The 22,910-nt window shown below is 65.9% G+C and carries 15 protein-coding genes and 1 pseudogene; 7 read left to right on the forward strand and 9 right to left on the reverse strand.

Annotated elements, in window-relative coordinates; all coding sequences use genetic code 11:
- The first annotated feature begins 98 nt into the window (after positions 1-98).
- Positions 99-2,453, forward strand: coding sequence for an FdhF/YdeP family oxidoreductase (locus HTS88_RS13075; RefSeq protein ID WP_174179023.1), 2,355 nt, complete (start codon positions 99-101; stop codon positions 2,451-2,453).
- 100 nt (positions 2,454-2,553) lie between these two features.
- On the opposite strand, the pseudogene HTS88_RS13080 reads toward HTS88_RS13075, so the two are convergent.
- The 6 genes and pseudogenes from HTS88_RS13080 to HTS88_RS13105 form a co-directional block, all read right to left on the reverse strand.
- Positions 2,554-4,051, reverse strand: a pseudogene (locus tag HTS88_RS13080) (HNH endonuclease signature motif containing protein).
- 120 nt (positions 4,052-4,171) lie between these two features.
- Complete coding sequence (locus tag HTS88_RS13085; protein ID WP_174179025.1) at positions 4,172-6,679, reverse strand: GcvT family protein; 2,508 nt, start codon at positions 6,677-6,679, stop codon at positions 4,172-4,174.
- A gap of 23 nt (positions 6,680-6,702) precedes the next feature.
- A complete protein-coding gene (purU, locus tag HTS88_RS13090; protein WP_174179027.1) occupies positions 6,703-7,632 on the reverse strand; it encodes a formyltetrahydrofolate deformylase in 930 nt (309 codons plus the stop codon).
- A gap of 3 nt (positions 7,633-7,635) precedes the next feature.
- Complete coding sequence (locus HTS88_RS13095; RefSeq protein WP_174179029.1) at positions 7,636-9,561, reverse strand: BCCT family transporter; 1,926 nt, start codon at positions 9,559-9,561, stop codon at positions 7,636-7,638.
- Positions 9,562-9,820: 259 nt separating this feature from the next.
- Positions 9,821-11,236 (reverse strand): ferredoxin reductase, encoded by a 1,416-nt coding sequence (locus HTS88_RS13100; protein ID WP_174179031.1) that lies wholly within the window; start codon positions 11,234-11,236, stop codon positions 9,821-9,823.
- A complete protein-coding gene (locus HTS88_RS13105) occupies positions 11,233-12,537 on the reverse strand; it encodes an aromatic ring-hydroxylating oxygenase subunit alpha (protein WP_174179033.1) in 1,305 nt (434 codons plus the stop codon). The genes HTS88_RS13100 and HTS88_RS13105 overlap by 4 nt, the downstream gene beginning before the upstream one ends.
- A gap of 160 nt (positions 12,538-12,697) precedes the next feature.
- Here HTS88_RS13105 and HTS88_RS13110 point away from each other — a divergent pair, with 160 nt between their 5' ends.
- On the forward strand, positions 12,698-13,630 hold the full coding sequence (locus tag HTS88_RS13110; RefSeq protein WP_174179035.1) for a LysR family transcriptional regulator: 933 nt from the start codon (positions 12,698-12,700) through the stop codon (positions 13,628-13,630).
- Positions 13,631-13,707: 77 nt separating this feature from the next.
- Here HTS88_RS13110 and HTS88_RS13115 read toward each other — a convergent pair whose 3' ends face one another.
- Positions 13,708-14,514 (reverse strand): IclR family transcriptional regulator, encoded by an 807-nt coding sequence (locus tag HTS88_RS13115; protein ID WP_174179037.1) that lies wholly within the window; start codon positions 14,512-14,514, stop codon positions 13,708-13,710.
- A 35-nt stretch (positions 14,515-14,549) separates the two neighbouring features.
- The gene (locus HTS88_RS13120) at positions 14,550-15,809 is read right to left on the reverse strand and encodes a helix-turn-helix transcriptional regulator (protein ID WP_343044960.1); all 1,260 of its coding nucleotides are present in this window, start codon (positions 15,807-15,809) and stop codon (positions 14,550-14,552) included.
- 132 nt (positions 15,810-15,941) lie between these two features.
- Between HTS88_RS13120 and hxlB the strand changes: the two genes are divergently transcribed.
- Together hxlB and hxlA are read left to right on the forward strand one after the other, a co-directional pair.
- Positions 15,942-16,544, forward strand: a complete 603-nt coding sequence (gene hxlB / locus HTS88_RS13125; protein ID WP_174179039.1) for a 6-phospho-3-hexuloisomerase — start codon at positions 15,942-15,944, stop codon at positions 16,542-16,544.
- Between the two features lie 48 nt (positions 16,545-16,592).
- A complete protein-coding gene (gene hxlA, locus HTS88_RS13130; RefSeq protein WP_174179041.1) occupies positions 16,593-17,216 on the forward strand; it encodes a 3-hexulose-6-phosphate synthase in 624 nt (207 codons plus the stop codon).
- A gap of 102 nt (positions 17,217-17,318) precedes the next feature.
- Here the strand turns inward: hxlA and HTS88_RS13135 are convergent, their stop codons facing one another.
- Positions 17,319-18,878 (reverse strand): glycoside hydrolase family 32 protein, encoded by a 1,560-nt coding sequence (locus HTS88_RS13135; RefSeq protein ID WP_174179043.1) that lies wholly within the window; start codon positions 18,876-18,878, stop codon positions 17,319-17,321.
- Between the two features lie 279 nt (positions 18,879-19,157).
- Between HTS88_RS13135 and HTS88_RS13140 the strand changes: the two genes are divergently transcribed.
- The 3 genes from HTS88_RS13140 to HTS88_RS13150 all read left to right on the forward strand — a co-directional run.
- Positions 19,158-20,594 (forward strand): family 43 glycosylhydrolase, encoded by a 1,437-nt coding sequence (locus tag HTS88_RS13140; protein ID WP_174179045.1) that lies wholly within the window; start codon positions 19,158-19,160, stop codon positions 20,592-20,594.
- Between the two features lie 47 nt (positions 20,595-20,641).
- Positions 20,642-21,976 carry an ABC transporter substrate-binding protein gene (locus HTS88_RS13145; RefSeq protein ID WP_174179048.1) on the forward strand — a complete coding sequence of 445 codons (1,335 nt, stop codon included), beginning with the start codon at positions 20,642-20,644 and terminating at the stop codon, positions 21,974-21,976.
- 100 nt (positions 21,977-22,076) lie between these two features.
- On the forward strand, positions 22,077-22,910 hold an 834-nt coding region (locus HTS88_RS13150; protein ID WP_174179066.1), incomplete at its 3' end, for a carbohydrate ABC transporter permease.

The following is a 22,910-nucleotide window of genomic DNA, read 5'->3' on the forward strand; positions in this document are numbered from 1 at the left end:
ACCCGGCGCGCCTTCGCGGCGCCAGCGGCAACCGCGCCTTCGTGGCGCCCACGCAACACAGTACAAACACCACGCATGCCGGTAAGGAAGTTGGAACAATGAAGTTCGGTAAGCAGCCCGCCCCCGTTGCGGACATTGACGAGGACAACCTCGAAGTCCATAAGCCCAAGGCCGAGGCGGCAGGCGTGAAGGCCGTGATGGTGGCGCTGGAACGCGCGGTGGCCCAGGCCGGGGTGGCCCGCACGGCGCACTCGCTGCTGCGGCTGAACCAGCGGGGCGGTTTCGACTGCCCGGGCTGCGCGTGGCCGGAGTCGGACAAGAAGCGCAAGACCGCCGAGTTCTGCGAGAACGGCGCCAAGGCGGTGGCCGAGGAAAACACCCTCCGCACCGTCGGTGCCGAGTTCTGGGCCAGGCATTCGATCGCCGAGCTCTCGACGAAGACCGAGTACTGGCTGGGCAACCAGGGCCGGCTGAGTGAACCCGTGGTGATCCGGGCAGGCGAGAGCCACTATTCACCGATCTCCTGGGGTGATGCCTTCGACCTGATCGGCGAGCATGTGCGGGCCACCACGGCCGACCGTTGCGTTTTCTACACCTCCGGGCGCACCGCGAACGAGACGGCGTTTATGTACCAGCTGTTCGCTCGGGCTTTGGGCACCAACAACCTGCCGGACTGCTCCAACATGTGCCACGAGTCCTCGGGTTCGGCTCTGAACCCGACCATCGGGATTGGCAAGGGGACCGTGTCCCTGGACGATATCCATGATTCCGAGCTGATCTTCGTGGTGGGGCAGAACCCCGGGACCAACCATCCGCGGATGCTGTCCGCGCTGAAGGAATGCAAGGACAAGGGCGGCAAAGTGGTGGCGGTCAACCCGCTGCCCGAGGCCGGGCTGTTCAACTTCAAGGACCCGCAGACCGTCTCCGGCGTGGTGGGCGGCGGCACGCCGCTTGCCGACGAATACCTGCAGATCAAGGTCGGCGGTGACCTGGCACTGTTCCAGGCCCTTGGCCACCTGCTCCTGGCGGAGGAAGAGCGGAACCCGGGCACCGTCGTCGACCATTCCTTCATCGAGGCGCAGACAGACGGGTTCGCCGCCTACCGCGAGGCCCGCGGCAGCCTGGACTGGGCCGAAACCGAGAAGGCCACCGGGCTGACCCGGGAGCAGATCGAGACCGTTGCCGGGATGCTCATCAAGTCCAAGGCCACCATCTTCTGCTGGGCCCTGGGCGTCACCCAGCAGCCGCACTCGGTGGACACCATCAAGGAGATGGTCAACGTCCTGCTGCTGCAGGGCAACTTCGGCAAGCCCGGAGCCGGCGCCTGCCCGGTCCGCGGGCACTCCAACGTCCAGGGCGACCGCACCATGGGCATCTGGGAAAAACCCAAGGAATGGCTGCTGGAGGCGCTGGACACCGAGTTCGGGATCACCTCACCCCGGCACCACGGGTATGACGCCGTGGAAGCGATGGAGGCGTTCGAACGCAACGAGGTGGACGTTTTTGTGTCCATGGGCGGCAACTTCTCCCTGGCCTGCTCCGACACCGAGACCCTGGAAGCCGGCATGCAGCGGATCGGCCTGACCGTGCACATCTCCACCAAGCCCAACCGCTCCCACATCGTCCACGGGCGCACCTCGCTGATCCTGCCCACCCTGGGCCGGACGGACAAGGACGACAAGCACCCCAACGGCGCACAGTTCCTCTCCGTGGAGGACTCGATGTCCGTGGTCCACTCCACCCAGGGCAGGCTCACGCCGGTCTCCGAGCACCTGCTCGCCGAACCCGTCATCGTGGCACGGATGGCCGAGGCCGCGTTCGGCCCGGACCACCCCGTGGACTGGAAAGCCATGGCCGAGGACTACGACGTGATCCGCGACCACATCGCCCGCGTGCTGCCCGGCTTCGAAGACTTCAACGCCAGGATCCGGACCAAGAACGGGTTCGTCCTGCCCAACCCGCCGCGCGATACCCGGTCCTTCAAAACCGACATCGGCCGGGGCCGGTTCACCGTGAGCCCGCTGGAATACCTCACCCCGCCCGACGGGCACCTGGTGCTCCAGACCATCCGCAGCCACGACCAGTACAACACCACCTTCTACGGCCAGGACGACCGCTACCGTGGCATCTCCAGCGGCCGCCGGGTGATCCTGGTGCACCCCGAGGACCTGGTGGAGCTGGGCTTCAAGGACCGGGACCTGGTGGACGTGGTCAGCACCTTCCGCGGCCACGACCGGCAGGCCGACAAGTTCCGCCTGATCGCCTACCCCACCGCCAAGGGTTGTGCCGCCGCGTACTTCCCCGAAGCCAACGCCCTGGTCCACAAGGAAAACGTGGCCCGCGAATCCAACACCCCCGGCTTCAAAGCCATGTTCGTCCGGTTCGTGCCGCACCTCGCGGAAACCACCGACCAGGATTCTTCCGGGCAACTGGAGCCTGCCACGGCGGGATAGCCCCCGCGGCGCTCCTACCGGCAGAACGACGACGGCGGCACGCGGCAGGTGCCCGTGTCGCCGTCGGTGTTTCATCCACACGCCGGTGGCCGATGCGTAGTCACGCGCGGACGCGGAGGAAGCGCTCCAAGGCGTCCTCTCCCGGCGACTGGGCAGTGTGCAGGAAATCCGCCGTACCTAGCTTCAGCTGGCTCGGCCAGTGGGGTGGTTCCCAGTCCTGGTGTTCGCTTTTGTAGTGGCGACCGGTGGGTGAGGTCCAGCCGGGTGGTTGGTTTTTGGTGGCTGGTGTTGGTTTCCAGCCGCTGGTGTGCCGGAGTTTGTGGTGTTTCGGGCAGGGCTGTCCCAGGTTGCTGATCCCGGTGGTCCCGCCGTGGTGCCAGGCGACGAGGTGGTCTGCCTCGTTGTCGAGGGAGTTGTTGCTGCAGCCGGGGAAGGGGCATTTGCCGTCCCTCAGCCTGAGCCAATTCCGCATGGCCTTGGTGACCCGGTAGCTGGTGCGCCCAATTTCCAGTGGTGCCCCGTCCCGCGGGTCGACCAGGACGCGGTGAAAGGAGTCTGCTCCGTGTGCAACCAGGTTTCGTGCCATGGACGGCGGAACGGGGCCGAACCCGTCCAGCACCGCCGGCTCCTCCGTGAGGCCCATCAACGAGAACACCGGCACGGTGACCAGGACCTGGGCCCGGATCCCCGGGGAAAGCAGGCCAGCACCGGTTCCTGCACCGGCTCCGTCGCTGTCGCTTGCTTCCTCGCCGTTACCTGCACTGTTGTCTGCATGGAAGGTTGCACTGGTTCCGCTGGTGAGGATGGCTTCGGCGAATTTGTCGGTCCGGAGTTGGGTGAGGGTGCGGGGTTCGTTGGGTCCTTGTGCGGCCCGCGCGAGGGCGTTAAGGCGGTTCCAGCCTGCCATGGCCTGGTCGGCGGGGAGGCAGGCCGAGAGCCAGGCCATGCCGTCCTGGTCCGGCCGGTATTCCACGCGCCGTTCAGCAACCCCCTTGGCATGGCGCTTTTCAATGGATTCGGCGTGGTGGCGGTTCACGCCAGGTCCGGGCTTTGTGCCGGAGCCGGTGCGCCGGCATTTCGCCGATTGCTGCGGCGGTGGGCGGTTTAGGGACGGACGGGTCGAGGAAGTGGGCTTCCAAGGCGACGACCCCGGCCGGGTCCAGGGTTGCGGCCTCGTCAACCATGACCAGGGCGTGCTGCCAGGAGATCGTCCCGGACTGCAATGCCGATAACGTCCGCGGCAACTCCTTGGTCAGCGCGTGGGATACGGACAGGAACGTACCCGCTGCCCGGTGTCCGAGAGCCAAAAGGCAGCCGATTTCCGCCGCGACAGCCATCTCCTGCGCCTGCACCGGCATATCCGGCGCTATGGCTTGGGCGCTGTCCGCATACTTCACGGCAGCACGGGCCTTCAGGCCTGCGAAACCGGCCTCCACCTCCCGCACCCCGGCAAGGATGTCCAGGCTCCCCTCCGCCAGCCCGGCCAACGGATCGGCAGCAGAGAACGGCTCCGAACCACACCCGTCCACCTCAGCGTTGAGCACGGCAAGGGCGGCCCTGATATCCGCAAACGCCCTCGCCACCGCTTCGCTGCCCATAAACCCATCCTGCCAAGGGGGTCCGACAATAAGCCGGGAACCGGGCCGGCACACGAAAAACCGGGGGCCGCCTGTTCGGCGGCCCCCGGTTTCCGATGACAAGTACGGACAGGTTCCGGGCTAGCCCCGGAGGCGCTCCATGCCCGGATCGAACAGCGGCTCGGCAGAGACCGTGGCGGCGATGCGCTTGCCGAAGTACTCAACCTCCACCGAATCACCAACGGAAACTGAGGCGGGCAGCCACGCGTACGCGATTGGCTTGCGCACGGAGTAGCCGTAGGCGGCGCTGGTGACGTACCCCGCTGCGGAACCGTCCACGTACACAGGTTCCTTGCCCAGCACGAGGGACGTGCCGTCGTCGACCGTCAGGCACCGCAGCTCCCGCGCGGAAGGCTGCTCCTTGCGCGCCGCAAGGGCCTCACACCCCACGAACCCGGTCTTGTCCTTGGCAACCGAGAAGCCCAGGCCGGCCTGGTACGGGTGGTGTTCGGAGGTCATGTCCGTGCCCCACAGCCGGTAGCCCTTCTCAAGCCGCATGCTGTTGAACGCGCCGCGGCCGGCGGCAATGATTCCGTGTTCCCGGCCCGCCTCGAACAGCAGGTCCCACAGCTTCAGCCCGTGTTCGGCGGTGGTGTAAAGCTCCCAGCCCAGCTCGCCCACGTAGGAGAGCCGCATGGCCGTGACGGGGATGCCGCCAACGGAGATTTCCTTGGTGCGGAAGTACTTGAGCCCGTCGTTGGTCAGGTCGTCGGAGCTGACCTTGCCGATCACCTCGCGGGCCAACGGCCCCCACAGCCCGATGCAGCAGGTGCTGCCGGTGATGTCGGCAACATGCACCCACTGGGTGGGATCGGCGGCCGACTGCTTCCGGGCCTCCACCCGCAGGTAGTCGAAGTCCACGTTGCTGTTAACGCCCAGCTGGAAGTCTTCCTCCGCCAGCCGCGCCACCGTCACGTCACTGCGGATGCCGCCGTCGTGCTCCAGCAGCAGGCAGTACGTCACGGCACCCGGCTTCTTGGCGATGTTGCCCGTGCTGAGCCGGTGCAGCAGCGCCTGCGCGCCCGGCCCCACCACGGACAGCCGCTTCAGCGGCGTCATGTCGAAAAGTCCGACGGCGGTACGCGTCTTCCACGCCTCGGCCGCAGAGATGGGGGAAGAGAACATGGCGGACCACTCGTCGCGCTCAGGTGCCTGCCACTCTGCGGGAAGCTCCTCCAGCAGGCCGCGGTTGGCTTCGAACCAGTGCGGACGCTCCCAGCCGGCGGACTCCAGGAAGAAGGCCCCCAGTTCCTTCTGCCGGACGTTGAACGGGCTGACGCGCAGGTCGCGCGGGGATTCCTTGGGCTGCAGCGGGTGCAGGATGTCGTAGATTTCCACGAAGTTCTGCTGGGACGTTTCGCTGACGTAAGCGTCGGAGGTCTGCACCTTTTCGAAGCGGGTGAGCTCGCAGCCATGCAGGTCCGTCTGGGGGTGGCCGTCCACCAGCAGCTCGGCCATCGCCTTGGCCACACCGGCGGAGTGGGTCACCCAGACGGCTTCGGCCACGAACAGGCCCTGGAGGTCGGGCGCCTCGCCCATGAGCGGGCCGCCGTCGGGGGTGAAGGAGAAGATGCCGTTGAAGCCGTCCTGGATCCCGGAGTTGCGCAGCGCCGGCAGCAGGTCCTGGCTGTCCTCCCACGCGGGCAGGAAGTCTTCCAGGGTGAAATCGAGGCGGGAGGGCATGCGGTGGTCCGACATTTCCTCCGCGGAGACCTTCGGCAGGGCGGACATGTCCACCGGCATGGGGCGGTGGGCGTAGCTGCCGATGCCGATGCGGTCGCCCCATTCGCGGTAGTACAGGTCCTTGTCCTGGTAGCGCAGGATGGGCTTGCTGGCGCCCTTGGGGAGCTCGTTGACGCCCTCGAGTTCGGGCAGCGGGTTGCTGATGGCGTACTGGTGGGCCAGCGGCAGCAGCGGAACTTCCAGGCCCACCATCTTGCCGAGTTCACGGCCCCAGAAACCTGCACAGGACACCACGATGTCCGCCGGGATCAGCCCGTTGTCCGTTTCGACGCCGGTCACCTTGCCGCCCTCCTGGGCGATGCCGGTGACGGTGGTGTTGCCCTGGTACTTCACGCCGGCCTCGCTGGAGCGCTCGATCAGCAGCTGCACCGCACGGGCGGCCAGGGCCAGGCCGTCGGTGGGGATGAGCAGGCCGCCCAGGACTTCGCGGCCGCCGGTGAGCTTGCCGGTGTTCAGGAGGGGGTAGATCTTTTCGCACTCGTCGGCGTCCACGATCCGGCTTTCGACGCCCCAGGAGGTCATGACGCCCATTTTGCGCTTCAGGTCGGCGAGGCGCTCGGGGGTGGTTGCCAGCTCCAGGCCGCCCACCTGGTTGAAGCAGGACTGGCCGTCCTTGCTCAGGGCCAGCAGTTTGTTCACGGTGTACGTGGCGAATTCCGTCATGGTCCGTGACGGGTTGTTCTGGAACACCAGGCCCGGCGCGTGCGAGGTGGAGCCGCCGGCAAGTTCCAGCGGGCCCTGTTCCACCACCGTGATGTTGGTCCAGCCCCGGGTGGCGAGTTCGTCGGCAAGGTTGGTTCCGACGATGCCGGCGCCGATGATGACAACGCGTGGTGATGCGCTCATAAGTAGTTCTCCTGGTGTTCGCGTTAGCGGAAGACGACGGTGCGGGTGTTGTTGAGCAGGACCCTGTGCTGGCAGTGCCACCTGACGGCGCGGGACAGTGCCTGCGATTCGGCGTCCCTGCCCACAGTGACCAGCGCATTCGGGTCCAGGCTGTGGTCCACGCGGAACACTTCCTGCTCGATGATCGGGCCTTCGTCCAGGTCTGCGGTGACGTAGTGCGCGGTGGCGCCGATGAGCTTCACGCCGCGGTCGTAGGCCTGGTGGTAGGGCTTGGCCCCTTTGAACCCGGGCAGGAAGGAATGGTGGATGTTGATGGCGCGGCCGCGGAGGGTCTTGCTGAGGCCGTCCGAGAGGACCTGCATATAGCGGGCCAGGACCACCAGGTCCGCCTGGTACTCCTCGACCAGTTCCAGCAGGCGCGCCTCGGCCTGCGGCTTGGTGTCCGCGGTGACCGGGACGTGGATGAACGGCAGGCCGGCGGCTTCAGCCATGGGGCGGAGGTCCTCGTGGTTGGACACCACGACGGCGATCTCCGCACCCAGGCTTCCGGCGCGCCACCGGAAGATGAGGTCGTTGAGGCAGTGGCCGAACTTCGAGACCATCACCAGCACGCGCTGGGGGCTGCCGTCGTGGATGGCGAACTCCATGTCGAACTCATTGGCAGTGGCGGCGAACTCTGCGCTGAGGCCTTCCGCGGAAACTTCCTTGTCTCCCGGGGTGAAGGCCGTGCGCAGGTAGAGCTTGCCGCTCATGTGGTCATCGAACTGCTGGTGTTCAACGATGTCGAAGCCGCGGTCAGCGAGGAATGCGGTGATCGCCCGGACGATTCCGGGGCGCTCCGGGCACGCCAGCGTGAGGACGTACTGTGCGGTGCCGGTACTGCGGACGCTGGGGACGGCGCCGGCTTCCGCCGTCGCGTTTGCGGCAGGGCGGCCCTCAAGGACTGTGGTCATGGTCTACTCCTGGTTCTTTGCGGGGGCTGGGGTGTCAGCGGCGGAAGCGGCGCACGGGCCGTCCTCTGAACAGTGCTGATCACATTGGTGCTGGGTCACGAGATCGAACTGGACGCCGCCGTGCTGGTCCACTCCGGTCCGGATGGCGCGTTCCACCACCGAGTCGGCGAGCCGCCGCCGCAGGGACAGCGGGTCCCGGCGCAGGTCCTTGACCAGGGCGAAGCAGAGCAGCAGCATGACCAGCACGAACGGCAGGGCTGCCACGATGGTGATGCGCTGCAGCCCGGAGAGCGCCTCCGAGGGCTTGTCGCCTCCGGCGAGCAGCATCACGGCCGCCACGGCGCCGGTGAGCAGGCCCCAGAAGATGACCAGCCCTCGTTTTGGTTCGGCAGAACCGTTGGAGCTGAGGGAAGACATCACCAGTGACGCCGAGTCGGCGCCGGTGACAAAGAAGATTCCCACCAGGACCATGGCCAGGACAATGACTGCTCCGGTCAGCCAGCCCGGCATGGCCAGGTTGTTGACGAGGTCGAACAGTGCTCCGTCGAAGTCGATGGACGGTGCGCCGTCAGACATGGCCACCAGCCCTGGCTGGCCGGCCTGGTCCGCTTTCTCCTGGACCTTGAACGCGGCCCCGCCGAAGATGCCGAACCAGATGACACTGACAACGCTGGGGACCAGCAGGACGCCGGTAACGAACTGCCGGATGGTGCGGCCGCGGCTGATCCGGGCGATGAACATGCCTACGAAAGGCGTCCAGGACACCCACCATGCCCAGTAGAAGATGGTCCAGCCGGACATCCAGGTGCGAAGGGCCTCGTCACCGACCGCCTCGGTGCGGGAGGACATTTCGGCCAGATCCCGGGCGTAGTCCCCCACTGCGGCAGGGATGAGGTTAAGGATGAAGAGCGTGGGGCCGGCGATGAAGACGATGAGTGCCAGGACCACGGCCAGGACCATGTTGATGTTGGACAGCCACTGGATGCCGCGGCTGATGCCGGACACTGCCGAGGCCACAAAGCAGGCGGTCAGGACGGCCACAATGGCCACGAGCACGGGCGTGCCCACCTCGCCCATCCAGCCGTTTGAGCTCAGCCCGCTGCCGATCTGCAGCGCGCCAAGTCCCAGGGAGGCCGCCGTGCCGAACAGCGTGGCGAAGATCGCCAGGATGTTGATGAACTTTCCTACCGGCCCTTCCACCGTCCTGATGCCGAACAGGGACGTGAAGGCCGCGGAGATCAGTTGCCTGCGCCCCAGGCGGTAGGTGCCGTAGGCCATGGCGATTCCTACGACGGCGTACATCGCCCAGGGATGCAGGGTCCAGTGGAAGATGGAGGTGGCCATGGCTGTCTGGATGGCAGCGGGCGTCCGGCCGTCCACGGTGCCCGGCGGTGGGGCGATGTAGTGGTACAGCGGCTCGGCCACGCCGTAGAACATCAGGCCGATGCCCATGCCGGCGGCGAACATCATGGCGATCCACGAGACCGTCCGGAATTCGGGGCGTTCCCCGTCCTTGCCCAGCGGGATGTTGCCCCATTTTCCGAGGGCCAGCCAGAGGACAAAGACGACGAACAGCGAGGCCAGCACCATAAAAAGCCAGCCGGTGTATTCCATCACCCAGTCCAGCGCGACGGTTGAGGTTGCAGCCAGGCTGTCCCGGCCCAGGAAACCCCAGGCCACGAACGCGAGGGCCAGGATGCCGGTGATGCCGAAGGTGGCCTTGTCGAGGGTGAGCTTACGGTTCCGGCGCTCCGCCACGGCCTGCTCGGCCTTGGTCTGGCGGAGTTCCTGCATGATCTGCTGGGTGTCCTCCGCGTCGAGTGCGTCGTGGGCGGAAGGAGAGTTCTCCGGCGCAGGTGGAACGAGCTTGGGCTCCTCCTGCTCAAGGGGGGAATGGGCATCCGGGCGGATGTCGCTGTTCAAAGCCATGTCAAGTCCTTTGGTTTGAATTCATGGGCTGGCGCAGTGCTCCGGCGTCCCCAAGCCGGGCGGAGGATCTGGTGCTTCCTGTCATTCAGTAAGCAGAATCAGCTTTGCTGTGAACGGTGCGGTTGTTCCGCAAGGATCAACGCGTCTCGCAATAAGCAACAGAGTGGCCCGGGCCAATCTCGCGTGTCAAGGATTTTCCGAATTCTTAAGCCCTATTTCGGGGGCTCGGCTGCGCCTTGACCGTGGTCCGGGAACAGGGTCAGGCATCGATCACCAGGTCCGTCTGCGCGGTGGAGCAGCAGGGCAGGAACTTGCCTGCAGCGATTTCCCGTGCCCGGATCCCGCCCTGGTGGTTCATCTCGACTTCCCCGGAAAGCTTGACGACCTTGCAGGAGCCGCACATCCCTTCCTTGCAGTTCGCGCCAATCCTGACTCCAGCACGCTGGGCCACCTCGAGGATGCGCTCGCTTGGGTCGATCCGGACATTGATGCCGGTACGCGTGAAGGACATGGTGAGGCTGCCTGTTCCCACCGTGTCAAAGCTCGAGGCGTCAGGGGAGCCGGCGTCCGGCTCGCCGCCCGGGCTGTCGGCGGAGGGGCCTGGGCCGGGCGCCTCCGGGTCGACGATTTCCAGCGGCATCCCGGAGGCCTGCAGGGTTCCGTCGGCGTCGTAGCCAGGCTCGTAGAGGCCGAACGCGGCCGGCTGGCTTTCAAAGTAGTCCTCGGCGGATTCGGCGATCTCCTCAGCGATCTCCTCCGCAACGTCGGCTGCAAGCGCCACCTCCGCCTGGTATTCAAGGAGCGTCTGGCGGTCTCCCGAGAAGAACTCCATGTAGATGGAAGTGTCATCGACACCGACCTTCCCGAGGAGCCCGGTGGCGGTGTTCAGGTAACCCTCAGGACCGCATGCGTACACCTGGCGGCCGTTGGCGTCCGGGGCCACCTCCTCGAGCATGGCCGCCGTCAGCCTTCCGCTGAGCCCTTCCCACCCCTCCGGTACCCTGCGGTCGCCCAGGGAGTAGTGGACCTTGACGCGTGAGTCCACGGAGGCGATGTAGGCCAATTCCCGGTGGAAGGCAAAGCCGCCGGCATCCGAGCCATGGTAGAGCACCACAACATCGGCGTGTCCGGGCAGGGAGTGGATGGTCCGCACCATGGACATGATGGGAGTAATGCCTGCGCCGGCGGCAAGCAAGAGGTACCGTGCCCGCCGGTCTGCATCAGGCAGGTGGAATGCTCCCACCGGTCCGAGCATCTCTAGGACGGTGCCGGGTTTGACGTTCTCGTGCACCCATGGCGAGACCAGGCCCGTGGGGTCACACTTGACGGTGATGCTGAAGGTCCACGGCTGGGTGGGCGAACTGGACAGCGAGTAGCTGCGGTCCGCTGGCTCCTGGTCTTCGCCATTCACGGGAAATGCGACGTTCACGTACTGGCCCGCACGGAACGCCAGGGGCGCACCGTCACAGCGGCGGAACACGAAGGTCATCATGCCGCCGGCCTCGGGGACCGTCTCGACGCATTCGGCCATAAACTCCTGCGGATGCCATGGGCCCAACGCTCGGGCTGCCCGGGCGGGCGTCTCGGTGCTTCCCATCACCCTGTTCCACGGCATCTCAAGACCCCGGATACGCTGTGGTTCCTGGATTGCCGTTTCAGTGAGGAGTTCAATCATGCCAAGTGCTCCTGCACGCGCTGTACGTACCAGTTGATGAATGCCTCCACCTGGTATTCGCTCTTCATGTAGGGGCCCGGCTCGTAGGCGGGGCTGCCGGCACCCTGCTGGCAGAGCTCCACGAATGCCTTGTCCTGCAGATTGGTTTGCTTCCAGGTGTAAGTGAGCTTTTCCAGGTCGTAGTCGACGCCTTCCACGGCGTCGTCAGCCACCAGCCATGTGGTGCGCACGAGGCTTTGGTGCTCGTTGATGGGGAAGACACCGAACGTGATGACGTGGTCGCCCAGGAAATGGAACCAACTGTTGGGCTGCAGGTGCATGGAGCAGCGGCCAAGGCGGAAGTCGGGCAAGTCGCCGAGCAGCTTCTTGGAAAGCCTGCGCCCGTCGGCAGAGAACGATTCGCCCTCTCCATCGAGTGATTCCCGTGAGATGCGGAGTCCCGCGATGCGGGTGTCAAGCTGCTCGACCACCTCGTAAGGAAGGCCATAGCGGCGGCAACGCTCCTCGAGGGAGGACTGGGCTTCCTTGTTCCGGTTCCACACTTCCTCAAGGTGGGGCGGGATAAGGCCCTCCGTCAGGCCCCAGGTGGGGAAGAGGGAGCAGGCGAGCTCGGGGTGGCCGTCACAGTGGTAGCACTCACGGTTGTTCTCCATGACGAGCTTCCAGTTGCCCTCTTCGATGATGTTCTGCTGGTAGGCGATCTTTGTCTTCGAGAGATCGTGGGGCGCCAGGTAGGGCTCGAAGATTTTCGCGGTTTCGTCGAAGTCCGTTGGCGGTTCATCCGCGATGCAGACGAAGATGAGTCCGGCGACCTCGCGTCCGTGGGCGCGCTTGAGGCCGAAGCAGCTCTTGTCGAACTTCGTTTCCCCCGGAGCGGAGGCATGGATCAGATTTCCCTCCGGCGAGTAGGTCCACGAGTGGTAGCCGCACACCAGGTTTCCGGTTGACCCTGCAGCGTCAGTCAGGACGCGGGCGCCGCGGTGGCGGCATACGTTGTGCAGGACGTTCACGCCGCCGTCGTCGTTGCGCAGCACAATCAGGGAGTAGGGCCCGTAGTCGACGGTGACGTAGTCACCCGGCTCGGGCAGCTCGGCGGTGCTGGCTGCAAAGATCCAGTGCTGCCCGAAAATGGCCTCCATGTCCACCTTGAAGATCGAGGCATCAGTGTAGAAGGGGGCGTCGAGGGAGTAGCCGGTGCGACGGAACTCAAACAACGCGGTGATCTCGGCCAGCTGCTCGGCAGGCAATGATGCAGCGATTTTTCCGCGTGAATTGAGGGGCACGTTCACTGAAGCAGTCATGGGTTTCCTCCCGGGAGGCATGGGTAGTGGGTGTTGCGTGTTGACCAGGGGTGCGGGGGTGGTACCGGCAGTGGTCGATGTACTCGTTGTCATGAGATTAGGGTCACAACTGCTGCAAGAAAAGCGCAAAACTTTGAAGATTACCGTGCAGAATAAATGCATGATTGACGCGCGACTCATCACGCTCCGCGTATTCGCCCGGTGCGGCACGGTAGGCGCGACCGCGGAACTCACGGGCTATTCCCCCTCCGCCGTCTCCGCGCAGTTGCGGGAGCTCCAACGCGTACTCGGAATGCAACTGCTGACGAAAGACGGCCGGGGCCTGCGGCTTACCGCCACGGGACGTTTTCTCGTGGCGGGCTCGGATCCCCTCATCGCCCAATGGGAGAGCCTGCGCGCCGCGGCCATGGAGGCCGGCGACCAGGTGCAGGCCCATCTTGGCCTCGGCGGATTCTCCTCTGCAGCCGCCCACTTGCTGGCGCCGCTGGCCGCCACCCTGCGCTCGACACACCCCTCGCTGGAGGTGCAGGTTCTTGAGGCTGAGCCTGCCCGCTGCTTCGACTTGCTGATTGCGGAACGGATCGACCTGGCAGTCATTGTCGCCATGCAGTCCGACAGTTATGGTGAGGACGATCCGCGCTTCGAGCAGAGAGTCCTGCTCGACGATCCACTGGACGTGATCATTCCCGGTGACCATCCGCTGGCATCACGGGAAACGGCGACGCTCGAAGAGCTGGCATCGGAACCCTGGATCACGGAGGCCGCCGGTTCCGCCTACCACTCCCTCTTCACCGCGGCCTTCACGGCAGTCGGGGTGACGCCGCGGATTGCCCACGAAGCCGTTGAATGGGAAACCCACATCGCCTTCGTGGGTGCCGGGCTGGGCGTAGGCCTGCTGCCCCGGCTTGCACCTTTGCATGGTGCCGAAAACGTGGTTCGGCTGCGCCTCACCGGCCGGGCGAAACCCACGCGCCGCATTGTCGCCGCGGTGCGCAGGGGCAGCATCGCCTCACCCCTGATCCAGGAGTCGCTCCGCATCCTGCAGGTTAACGCCAACCGGATCCTTACCGCCCGTCTCGAAGAGGATCTCTGAGCGCTGCCTGCGCGCGGAATCACAGCGTTTGGCAGCCTCCCAATCCTCCCTGTGGACCCCGGCGGGACCCCGCCGCACTACCGCCGGGTGTAGCCCATCCTTGCACTCACCTGGAGGCCTGCATCCTTGAGGCCTTCTGCCAGTCCCGGCTCCTTCTCCGGATCGAAACGGAAGGCCGGCCCGGAGATGCTGATGGCGCCAATGACGGTTCCCAGGTGGCTGTACACCGGCACGGACATCGAGTTGATTCCGATTTCGAATTCCTCCCGGGTCACGGCATAGCCGTCCCGGGCCACGGTGATCAACTCGGTTTCAAGGTCTTTGCGGTTGGTGATGGTACGCGGGGTCCGCGCCGGCAGCCCCGTCTCCGTCAGGATCCGGTCCCGGTCATCCGCTGAAAGTGCCGCCAACAGGACTTTGCCGCTGGAGGTGGCGTGCAGCGGGGTCAGGCTGCCCACCCAGTCATACGTGGCCAGTGTTGACGGCCCCATCGCCTGGTCTACGTTCACGGCATAGTTGGAGCGCAGCACGGCGAGGTTCACTGTCTCCTTGAACTGGTCCGCCAGGGCCTCCATGACCGGACGGGCCTCCCGCACCAGGCTCAGGCGCCCGGGGATGGAGCTTGCCAGCCGGAGGATGCCGAAGCCCAGCTGGTACTTTCCGCGCTCACTGTTCTGGTGGACCATCTCCCGGCTCACCAATGAGCCGAGCAGCCGCGACACAGTGGATTTGTGGATCCCCATTTCCTCGGCAATGTCGCTCACGCCGGCGTGGCCGTCCCGCGCCAGGATCTCAAGGACCGCGAGGGCACGGTCCACGGACTGGACGCCGCCGTGGCCCGCTTCAGCATCGACGTCGGGTTCGCGCTCATTGTTCGAAGCCATGACTAATACTCTCAAGTAGCTTGCGCCGCGTGAAATCAGCGCAGGCCGTTGCTGTGGGCGAGCGCCATCGCCTCAGTGCGCGACGATGCGCCGATCTTCCGGTAGAGGTTGCGCAGGTGGAATTTCACGGTGTTTTCGCTGATGTGCAGCTTCGCGGCAATCCCCCGGTTCCGCTGGCCGGCGGCCAGCAGCTGGAGGACTTCCAGCTCGCGCTCCCCCAGGTTCCACTGGGCGACGTCGGCCAGCGGCCGGGCGGGCGGGTCCAGCGGAATTGCCACAGCGACGTCGGCGCCCCAGCCGGGCATCACGTCCACGCCCATGGTCCCGTCCAGCGCTTCAACACGCTGGACCAGGCGCGCCATGGCAGGCGCCGACGCGGAAAGCTCGCCCGGGCCGTCGTCGCGCACGTTGATGAGGAGGTTCACGCCGTCGCAGTCCCATTGCGTGCGGATCCGGCGGACGCCCTCCTGGTCCACCATGGCGAGGACCAGCCCGCGGACAATCGCCCTGGCAGCATGAGCCACCTCACCGGGAAGCGCGCGGCCGTTCACTGGCGGTTCGATGAACTGGACGTCGATGCCGCTGAAGCCCATCAGCGGCCGGAGGTCCTCGCGGAGCCGCTGGAATGCTGAAGCGACCGGTTCCTCCACGAGGTCGGTGGTGCGGTCGCTGAGGGTGCGCAGGCCCACCAGTGCCCTGGCCGCGACGTCCGTTGCCGCCGTCCGGGCCGCGGCGTCCCCCAGCGAAGGCGACCTCAGCGCCGCGAGCAGCGTTTCGAGGGTGGTGGAGTGCTGGTCCACCAGTTCAGCGGTCACCCGCAGGCGCTCCGCCGAGGTGGCGCGTGATTCGATGAGGTACGACGGCGGCGCATCAGCCACCTTTTCGCGGATCCGTTCAGCTGCGAGGGTCCAGAGGTAGTGCAGCATCCACTGCGCCTCCGGCCTGGCCGGCTGCGGGTCCGCGAGGACCAGGAGCGCATTGCTCGGCGAGGACACCGCGAGCACCGGGCGAACGCCACCGCCGAACGAGGCGTCCCCGCTCCAGGTTCCGGCGTCGCCCGCCTCCACGAGCGTTGCACGGATGGCATCCAACTCCGCTATGGACACCCGGCTGATGATGGCCTCGTCACCAGCCTTCTTCTGCGGCCGGCCGGTGCAGTCCTCCGTGAAAATCACCAGCGCGCTGGACGTGATGTAAGGGGCGGCAGCCGCGCGCAGCTGGTGCGCCATATCCAACAGGGGTGCCGTTGCCAGGGCGGCTATTGACTGGAGCAGGGCTGCGTCTTGGTGATCCACGAGTCCAGTGTAGGTGGGCTGCCCTCGATGCACCTACCCATTCGGACGGCCAAGGCCGCCCCATCATGCCGTTCCACCCACCCGCTGGGCAGGCGAGGATGGATAGGCGCCCACGTCCCAGGAGGTAAACGCATGAACGCCACCACAGAAGCAGGCCCGGCCGCCCTGACGGGAACGGCACGGGCTTTCCACCACAACCGTGGCCTCGTCCTGGACGAAATCGGCTCGGTGTTGCAGCAGGTCGACCCGCTCGAGGTAGCCGCGCTGGTGACCGAACTTCGGCTGGCAGACAGGATCTTCGTGGCCGGCGCCGGCCGCAGCGGCCTGGTCCTGAAGATGGCGGCCATGCGGCTCATGCACCTGGGCCTGACGGTCCACGTGGTGGGCGAGACCACGGCGCCTGCCATCCGCGCCGGCGACCTGCTCCTCGCGGCTTCCGGCTCAGGCACCACCGCCGGCGTCGTCAAGGCCGCGGAAACCGCGGCCGCCCACGGCGCCCGCGTGGCTGCCTACACCACCGCACCAGGTTCCCCGCTGGCGGCCGCTGCTGCCGCCGTCGTGATCATTCCTGCCGCCCGGAAGACCGATCACGGCTCGTCACTCACGCGCCAGTACTCGGGCAGCCTCTTTGAGCAGGTGCTGTTCGCCGCCACCGAGGCGGTGTTCCAAAGCCTGTGGGACGAGGACACCTCCGCGGCCGAGGACCTCTGGCTGCGGCACGCAAACCTTGAATAAGTTTCCCCACCCCGCCTACCCGCTGTCCCAACCCGAAAGAGAAACCAGATGAAACTGCAAGTAGCCATGGATGTCCTCACCGTTGAGGCCGCACTGGACCTGGCCGGCAAGGTTGCCGAGTCCGTGGACATCATCGAGCTCGGCACACCCCTGATCAAGAACGCAGGGCTCTCCGCGGTAACCGCCATCAAGACGGCCCATCCGGACAAGATCATCTTCGCGGACATGAAGACCATGGACGCCGGCGAGCTCGAGGCCGACATCGCCTTCAACGCGGGCGCGGACCTGGTGTCCGTCCTGGGCAGCGCCGACGACTCCACCATCGCCGGCGCCGTCAAGGCAGCCACAGCCCACAACAAGGGCGTGGTGGTGGACCTGATCGGTGTGGCGGACAAGGTGTCCCGCGCCAAGGAAGCGCGCGCCCTGGGCGCCAGGTTCATCGAGTTCCATGCCGGCCTGGACGAGCAGGCGCTGCCCGGCTACAACCTGAACGTCCTGCTGGGCGCCGGCGAAGAAGCCCGCGTGCCCTTCTCGGTGGCCGGCGGCGTGAACCTCTCCACCATCGGGGCCGTGCAGCGCGCCGGCGCGGACGTGGCCGTTGTGGGCGGTTCCATCTACAGCGCCGAGGATCCCGCCCTGGCGGCCAAGGAACTGAAGGCAGCCATCATCTGATTCTTCCTGCCGGCGGCTGGTTTTCCCGCCGGCTGCTGAACATGCCGCAATACCGACGGCGGCCCCCACCGATGCGTGGGGGCCGCCGCTTCCGGTGGCCGGCTACCGGAAAGACCGGATGGTGATGCCGGAGAACGAGGCAGGCCCGCCGTCCGTGTAGAACGAGATCCCGGTGTCGCGGTCGGCGAAGTGCACCTGCTGCGAGAGCACCGTGTGGCCGGCGTTGACGAACACCTCGACGCTTTGGGTGTCCACGAAGATCCGCAGGTGGACGGACCGCGCGGCGGCGTCGATGGGCGCTGCCGCACGCGTGTACGGCAGCAGTGGGAAGCCGGCGAGGTCCGAGGGCGCACGGTCCACGTACAGCTCATTGCCGTACTTGCCGATGTTCGTGTGCCGGGCGCCGTCGGCGGAGCGGCCCACCGAGACCCCGATGTTCGCGGCGGCCTCCCAAGAGATGTCGAGCTCCAGCTCGTAGGCGCGGCCGTTCCAGGGCAGGACATAGCTGCCGTTAACCGTCCGGGCCGGGAACGCGGTGGTGGAGCCGGCGTAGTTCGAAAGCGCCGTGACGGGACTGCTGAGCAGGCTGTACCAGCCTCCGCCCTGGCGTGCCAGGCGCAGTTCCCGCACGATCGAGTTCTGCCCGTTGTACCCGTCGGACGCATCCGTGGGAACGTCGCGGGCGGCGTACTTCCAGTTGTTCATCCACCCGATGGCGTACCGCCGTGTTGCCGGCGCCTCTGCAGCCGGCCATGTCACCGCGCCGTACCAGTCCCAGCCCCAGTCCAGCCATTGCGGATTGCTGACATCGTCAGCCAGGAACTGGGTGCCGTCCCACGTGCCGGTCCAGTAGGCGTAGGTCATGGGCAGTCCGATGCCGTAGGCGTCCATGCTGGCGCCGAGCACCCAATGGCTGGTGCCGTCGTCGGCCGTCATCTCGAACAGGTCGGGGCATTCGATGCCGCCCAGCGCGGGGTTGGGGAAGTCGAAGTTGCGCTTCAGCTGCCAGTCACGCAGGTTCTGGGAGGTATAGAAGGCCGCATACCGCGCCCGGCCGATCACGCAGACCCACTCGTTGCGCACCGCATCCCAGTGGATCTTCGGGTCCCGGAACCATTCGGCATTGTCGATTTCCGCCTGCGTGGTGGCCGCCCTTCCGTCCGTGTTCACGATGACCGGGTCCGGCAGCGCAGTAAACGTGTAGCCGCCGTCGGTCGACCAGTAGAGGTACTGCTCCTGGTACTTGCGGATGCCGCCGGTGGGCTGGGTGGCAAGGACCACGATGGCCCCCGCGCCGAAGCCCGCTGTGTTGGCGGTATCCACCACTGCCGATCCGGACCACACGGGGAAGTCGGGCTGCAGCGGCAGCGCATCGCCATGGTGGGTGAATGCCACGCAGTCTGCCGTGGTGGCGTGGTCCCAGCCGCCCTGGCCGTTGTTCTGCGTGGAGTGCAGGTAGTAGAGGTGGTACTTGCCGTCCAGGAACACCGGCCGCTGCGGGTCGCACAGCCAGCCGGACGGCGGCGTCATGTGGTAGACGGCCCGCTGTGAGCCCTGCGCCGCCCGGGCAGGGACGGCAGCTGCGGCACCGCCCATGAACAGGGCGAGCGCTCCTGCTCCGGTGCCTTGCAGGACGTGGCGACGGGAAAAGGCATGTGTCATCGTTGACTTCCTTTCAGGGGGCGGCTGCTCCGCCTGGCGCTCGGGGTGATGGAACCTTCGGTGGTTCGCTGATCGGATCACCGGCTGCTTAAGCGCTTTAGCAGAAGAACATACCGAGCGGCAACCCCACGGTCAAGCGTTTCAGCAAAAGTGCCCTCCGTCACAAACCAGCCACAAAAGACCTTCGGAACAATTTTTGCTAAAACGCTTGATCAACATGCGATTTCACGCTAGCTTCATGGTGATCAAACGCTTTAGCAGAAATGGACATCAACGCCGATGAGCTACCCAGTCTTCTTCCAGCCCGCCGATGCATGGGTTGGAGACCTTATCCCTTACCAGAAGGACGGGGAGTTCTGGCTCTTCTACCTTCACGAGGTACGCGCCGACCCGAAGCCCGGCACGGCCTGGAACCTGGTGACCACCAAGGACCTCACCCAGTTCCAGGACCACGGGGTGGCCCTCCCCCACGGAACCACAGAGGACTTGGACTTCAACTGCTACACAGGCAGCGTCATTGCTGACGACTCAGGCGTCCACCACCTGTTCTACACCGGCCAGAACCCGGGCAACCTCGGGACGGACGGCCTGCCCCTGCAGCTGGTCATGCACGCCACCAGCACGGACGGCATGAACACGTGGGTCAAGCACCCGGAGCTTACGTTCGGCGCACCGGACGGCTACGAGTCAGCGGACTGGCGGGACCCCTTTGTCTTCCGTGACGAGGAGGCCGGCCTGTGGCGGATGCTCCTGGCGGCCCGGCACTCCGACGGTCCCGAACGCCGCCGCGGGGTCATCGCCCAGTGCGTTTCCACGGACCTGATGACGTGGGAGCACACGGAACCGTTCTGGGATCCCCGCAGGTACATCACGCATGAATGCCCGGACGTCTTCGAATGGAACGGGTGGTGGTACATGGCCTACTCCGAGTTCTCCGAAACGTTCACCACCCGGTACCGGATGGCCAAGAGCCCCACGGGGCCGTGGACAGTTCCGGACCTGGACAGCATCGACGGGCGTGCGTTCTACGCCTCCAAGACGGCGGAGCGGGACGGCCGGCGGTTCTTCTTCGGCTGGATTGCCAGCAAGGAAGGCAATTGCGACGACGGCGCGTGGCAGTGGGCGGGCACCATGTCCGTCCTGGAGGCACGGCAGAACCCCGACGGAACGCTGGCATTCGGCCTCGCGGACGAGCTTGTGGACAGCTTTTGGGACACGGTCCCGCTCGAGCTGGAGAGCTCGCTGCCCATCCGGTTGGACGCGCCGGACTCCTATAGAGCCGCCGTCACAGCACAGGACCTGCCCACGCAGTTCTATGCCAAAGCGGTGCTGGACATCCAGCCGGGCACCACGGAATGCGGGATCCTGCTGCGCTCCAGCCCGGACGGCGACCACTCCTACGTCCTCCGCCTCGAACCGAAGCGCGGACGCCTTGTGTTCGACCGGTGGCCCCGGACCATCACCGGGGCAGCCCAGTGGCATGTCTCGGGCGACGTTCCCTACGCCATCGAACTGGAACGCCCCTGCGACCTCTCCCCCGGCAGCCACACGCTGGAAGTGGTGGTCGACGGCGACCTGTGCGTCGCCGTCGTGGACCGCCAGGTGGCGCTCAGCACCCGCATCTACGACCTCCCCGCCGGCGGAATAGGCGTGTTCGCCGGCGAGGGCACGGTTACCGTCACGGATTTCGACGTACGCAAGCGCACCGACAACTGAATACCCCAACACCCATCCTCCGTTCCAATCAAGGGAGATTGACCCATATGAAGAACATGTTCCGCGCTGCCGCTGCCGCAGCCGTCACCGCCCTGGCACTGACAGCCTGCGGGGGCGCGAGCTCCACCGACCCGTCCAACGTCAGCCCCACCGGCGAGATCAAGGCCCGCGAGATCTCGTGGCTGCTCTCCCGCCCCGCTGACGGAGCGGTCATCAACATCATGAAGAAGCTCGCCGACGACTATGCCAAGGACCACCCGGGCTTTGAGCTCAACCTGATCACCACCCCGGACCGGCCCTCCTACATCCAGAAACTCGAAACCCTGGCGGCAGCCAACAAGCTGCCCGAACTGTTCGATACGGACGCAACTCCCTTCGCCCAGCAGCTGGCCAAGCAGGGCAAGATGGTGGACGCCGAGAAGCTGCTGGAGTCACTGGACATCTACGACAACTACCGTCCGGGCGCGCTGGACTACCAGCGCTTCGACGACGGCTCCCTGTACATGATCCCCTTCCAGTTCGAGCTGGAATTCATCTGGTACAACAAGGCACTGCTGGAGAAGGCCGGCGTGGCGGTACCAACATCGCTCGATGACATCCCGGCCATGTGCACCGCCCTGCGCAGCGCCGGCATCACCCCCATTGCCATCGACGGCCAGGACCAGTGGCCGCTGGAACGCTACATTGCCTACCAGCCCTTCCGCGAAGCCGGCCCCGAGTTCGTCCAGAAACTGAAGAAGGGCGAGGCGAAGTTCAGCGATCCTGCCGGCCAGAAGACCGTGAGCTGGATGGCGGAACTGGGCAAGGCCAAGTGCTTCCAGGACGGCTTCTCCGCCCAGGGCTACTCGGACGCGCAGAACCAGTTCACCTCCGGACAGGCCGCCATGTACAACATCGGCACGTGGGAACTCCCCAGCCTGGCCACGGACAAGCTGGACCCGGCCGTCCGCAACGACATCGACTTCTTCACCCTCCCCACCACGGCAGGATCCGTGACGGGGGCCAACGAGTTCGTGTCGCCGTCCGGCATCGGCATGGCCGTGAACGCCAAGACCTACGATCCCCTGGTGAGCGACTTCCTGAAGTTCGCCCTGGAAAAGTACCCCGCGGAATATGCCGCCACCGGGGCACTGTCCCCCACCACCGACGTCGAAACCGTTGTGCCGGCCAATGCCACGCCGCTGTACCAGAAGGCCCTGGACCAGGCCGACGGCCTCGGTTCCATGCAGGCCATGCCGTGGGACACGCAGCTGGACCCGACCACCAACGGCCGGCTGCAGCAGGAGCTGGTGCTGCTGGTGCAGGGCAACATCACGCCTGAGCAGTTCACCGAAACCATGGACAAGACGATCGCGCAGAACGCCCCCAAGTTCTTCAAGTAGGCACTGCTTCCCCACGAAACCAACGCGGCGGGGGGACGCACAAGCGAAAGCGTTCCCCCGCCCGCAAGGCCCGAAAGGCCCCGCCATGCAACCCAACAGGATGCTGCCCAACAGGTCACGGACCTCGGTCCTGGTCTTCCTGCTTCCACCGCTGCTCCTTTACGGCGCAGCAGTCCTCTTTCCCATCCTCCAGTCCCTGTTCCTGAGCTTCTTTTCCTGGAACGGCATCAGCGATATGGAGTTCGTGGGCCTGGACAACTACGTCCGGATGTTCGTCGCCGACGATATCTTCTGGAGGGCGTTCCTGAACGCCCTCGTCTACCTGGCCATCTGCCTGGTGCTGCAGCTCGGCGGCGCCCTGGTGGTCGCCAGCCTCCTCACGTCGCTCCGCCGCGGACGTGAACTGATCAAGACCCTCTACCTGCTGCCGGCCGTGATCTCCACGGTGGCCATCGCCTTCCTCTTCGTGCGGATCTACTCCCTGGAACCCGTGGGCCTTCTCAACCAGCTGTTCCACTGGGTGGGCCTCGACAGCCTCGAGCGGCCCTGGCTCTCGGACGTCAACACGGTCCTTGCGGCGGTCTCCGCACCGGAAGGATGGCGTTTCACCGGACTGTACATGCTCATCATCTACGCGGCCCTGCTCGCTGTGCCCAAGGAGCTTGAGGAAGCCGCCGTCCTGGATGGCGCGTCCCGGTGGACGCTGTTCACCAAGATCCGCTTCCCGTACATCCGCCCGGTGTGGATCACCACCACCATTATGGCCACCACCTACGGGCTGCGCGGTTTCGACATCCCCTACCTGATGACCAACGGCGGTCCGGGGCAGTCCTCGGAACTGCTCACCACCTACATGTACAAGACGGCGTTCACCAGCACGGACTTCGGCTACGCCAGCACCATCTCGGTGTTCATCGTGGTTGAGTGCCTCGTC

Source organism: Pseudarthrobacter oxydans (genome assembly GCF_013314975.1).
In the GTDB taxonomy this organism is placed as follows: domain Bacteria; phylum Actinomycetota; class Actinomycetes; order Actinomycetales; family Micrococcaceae; genus Arthrobacter; species Arthrobacter oxydans.

Excerpts from the sequence above, each read along its gene's own strand:
- HTS88_RS13075 (WP_174179023.1), top strand. The coding sequence starts at position 99 with ATGAAGTTCGGTAAGCAGCCCGCCCCCGTTGCGGACATTGACGAGGAC.
- HTS88_RS13085 (WP_174179025.1), bottom strand. The coding sequence starts at position 6,679 with ATGAGCGCATCACCACGCGTTGTCATCATCGGCGCCGGCATCGTCGGA.
- purU (WP_174179027.1), bottom strand. The coding sequence starts at position 7,632 with ATGACCACAGTCCTTGAGGGCCGCCCTGCCGCAAACGCGACGGCGGAA.
- HTS88_RS13095 (WP_174179029.1), bottom strand. The coding sequence starts at position 9,561 with ATGGCTTTGAACAGCGACATCCGCCCGGATGCCCATTCCCCCCTTGAG.
- HTS88_RS13100 (WP_174179031.1), bottom strand. The coding sequence starts at position 11,236 with ATGATTGAACTCCTCACTGAAACGGCAATCCAGGAACCACAGCGTATC.
- HTS88_RS13105 (WP_174179033.1), bottom strand. The coding sequence starts at position 12,537 with ATGACTGCTTCAGTGAACGTGCCCCTCAATTCACGCGGAAAAATCGCT.
- HTS88_RS13110 (WP_174179035.1), top strand. The coding sequence starts at position 12,698 with ATGATTGACGCGCGACTCATCACGCTCCGCGTATTCGCCCGGTGCGGC.
- HTS88_RS13115 (WP_174179037.1), bottom strand. The coding sequence starts at position 14,514 with ATGGCTTCGAACAATGAGCGCGAACCCGACGTCGATGCTGAAGCGGGC.
- hxlB (WP_174179039.1), top strand. The coding sequence starts at position 15,942 with ATGAACGCCACCACAGAAGCAGGCCCGGCCGCCCTGACGGGAACGGCA.
- hxlA (WP_174179041.1), top strand. The coding sequence starts at position 16,593 with ATGAAACTGCAAGTAGCCATGGATGTCCTCACCGTTGAGGCCGCACTG.
- HTS88_RS13135 (WP_174179043.1), bottom strand. The coding sequence starts at position 18,878 with ATGACACATGCCTTTTCCCGTCGCCACGTCCTGCAAGGCACCGGAGCA.
- HTS88_RS13140 (WP_174179045.1), top strand. The coding sequence starts at position 19,158 with ATGAGCTACCCAGTCTTCTTCCAGCCCGCCGATGCATGGGTTGGAGAC.
- HTS88_RS13145 (WP_174179048.1), top strand. The coding sequence starts at position 20,642 with ATGAAGAACATGTTCCGCGCTGCCGCTGCCGCAGCCGTCACCGCCCTG.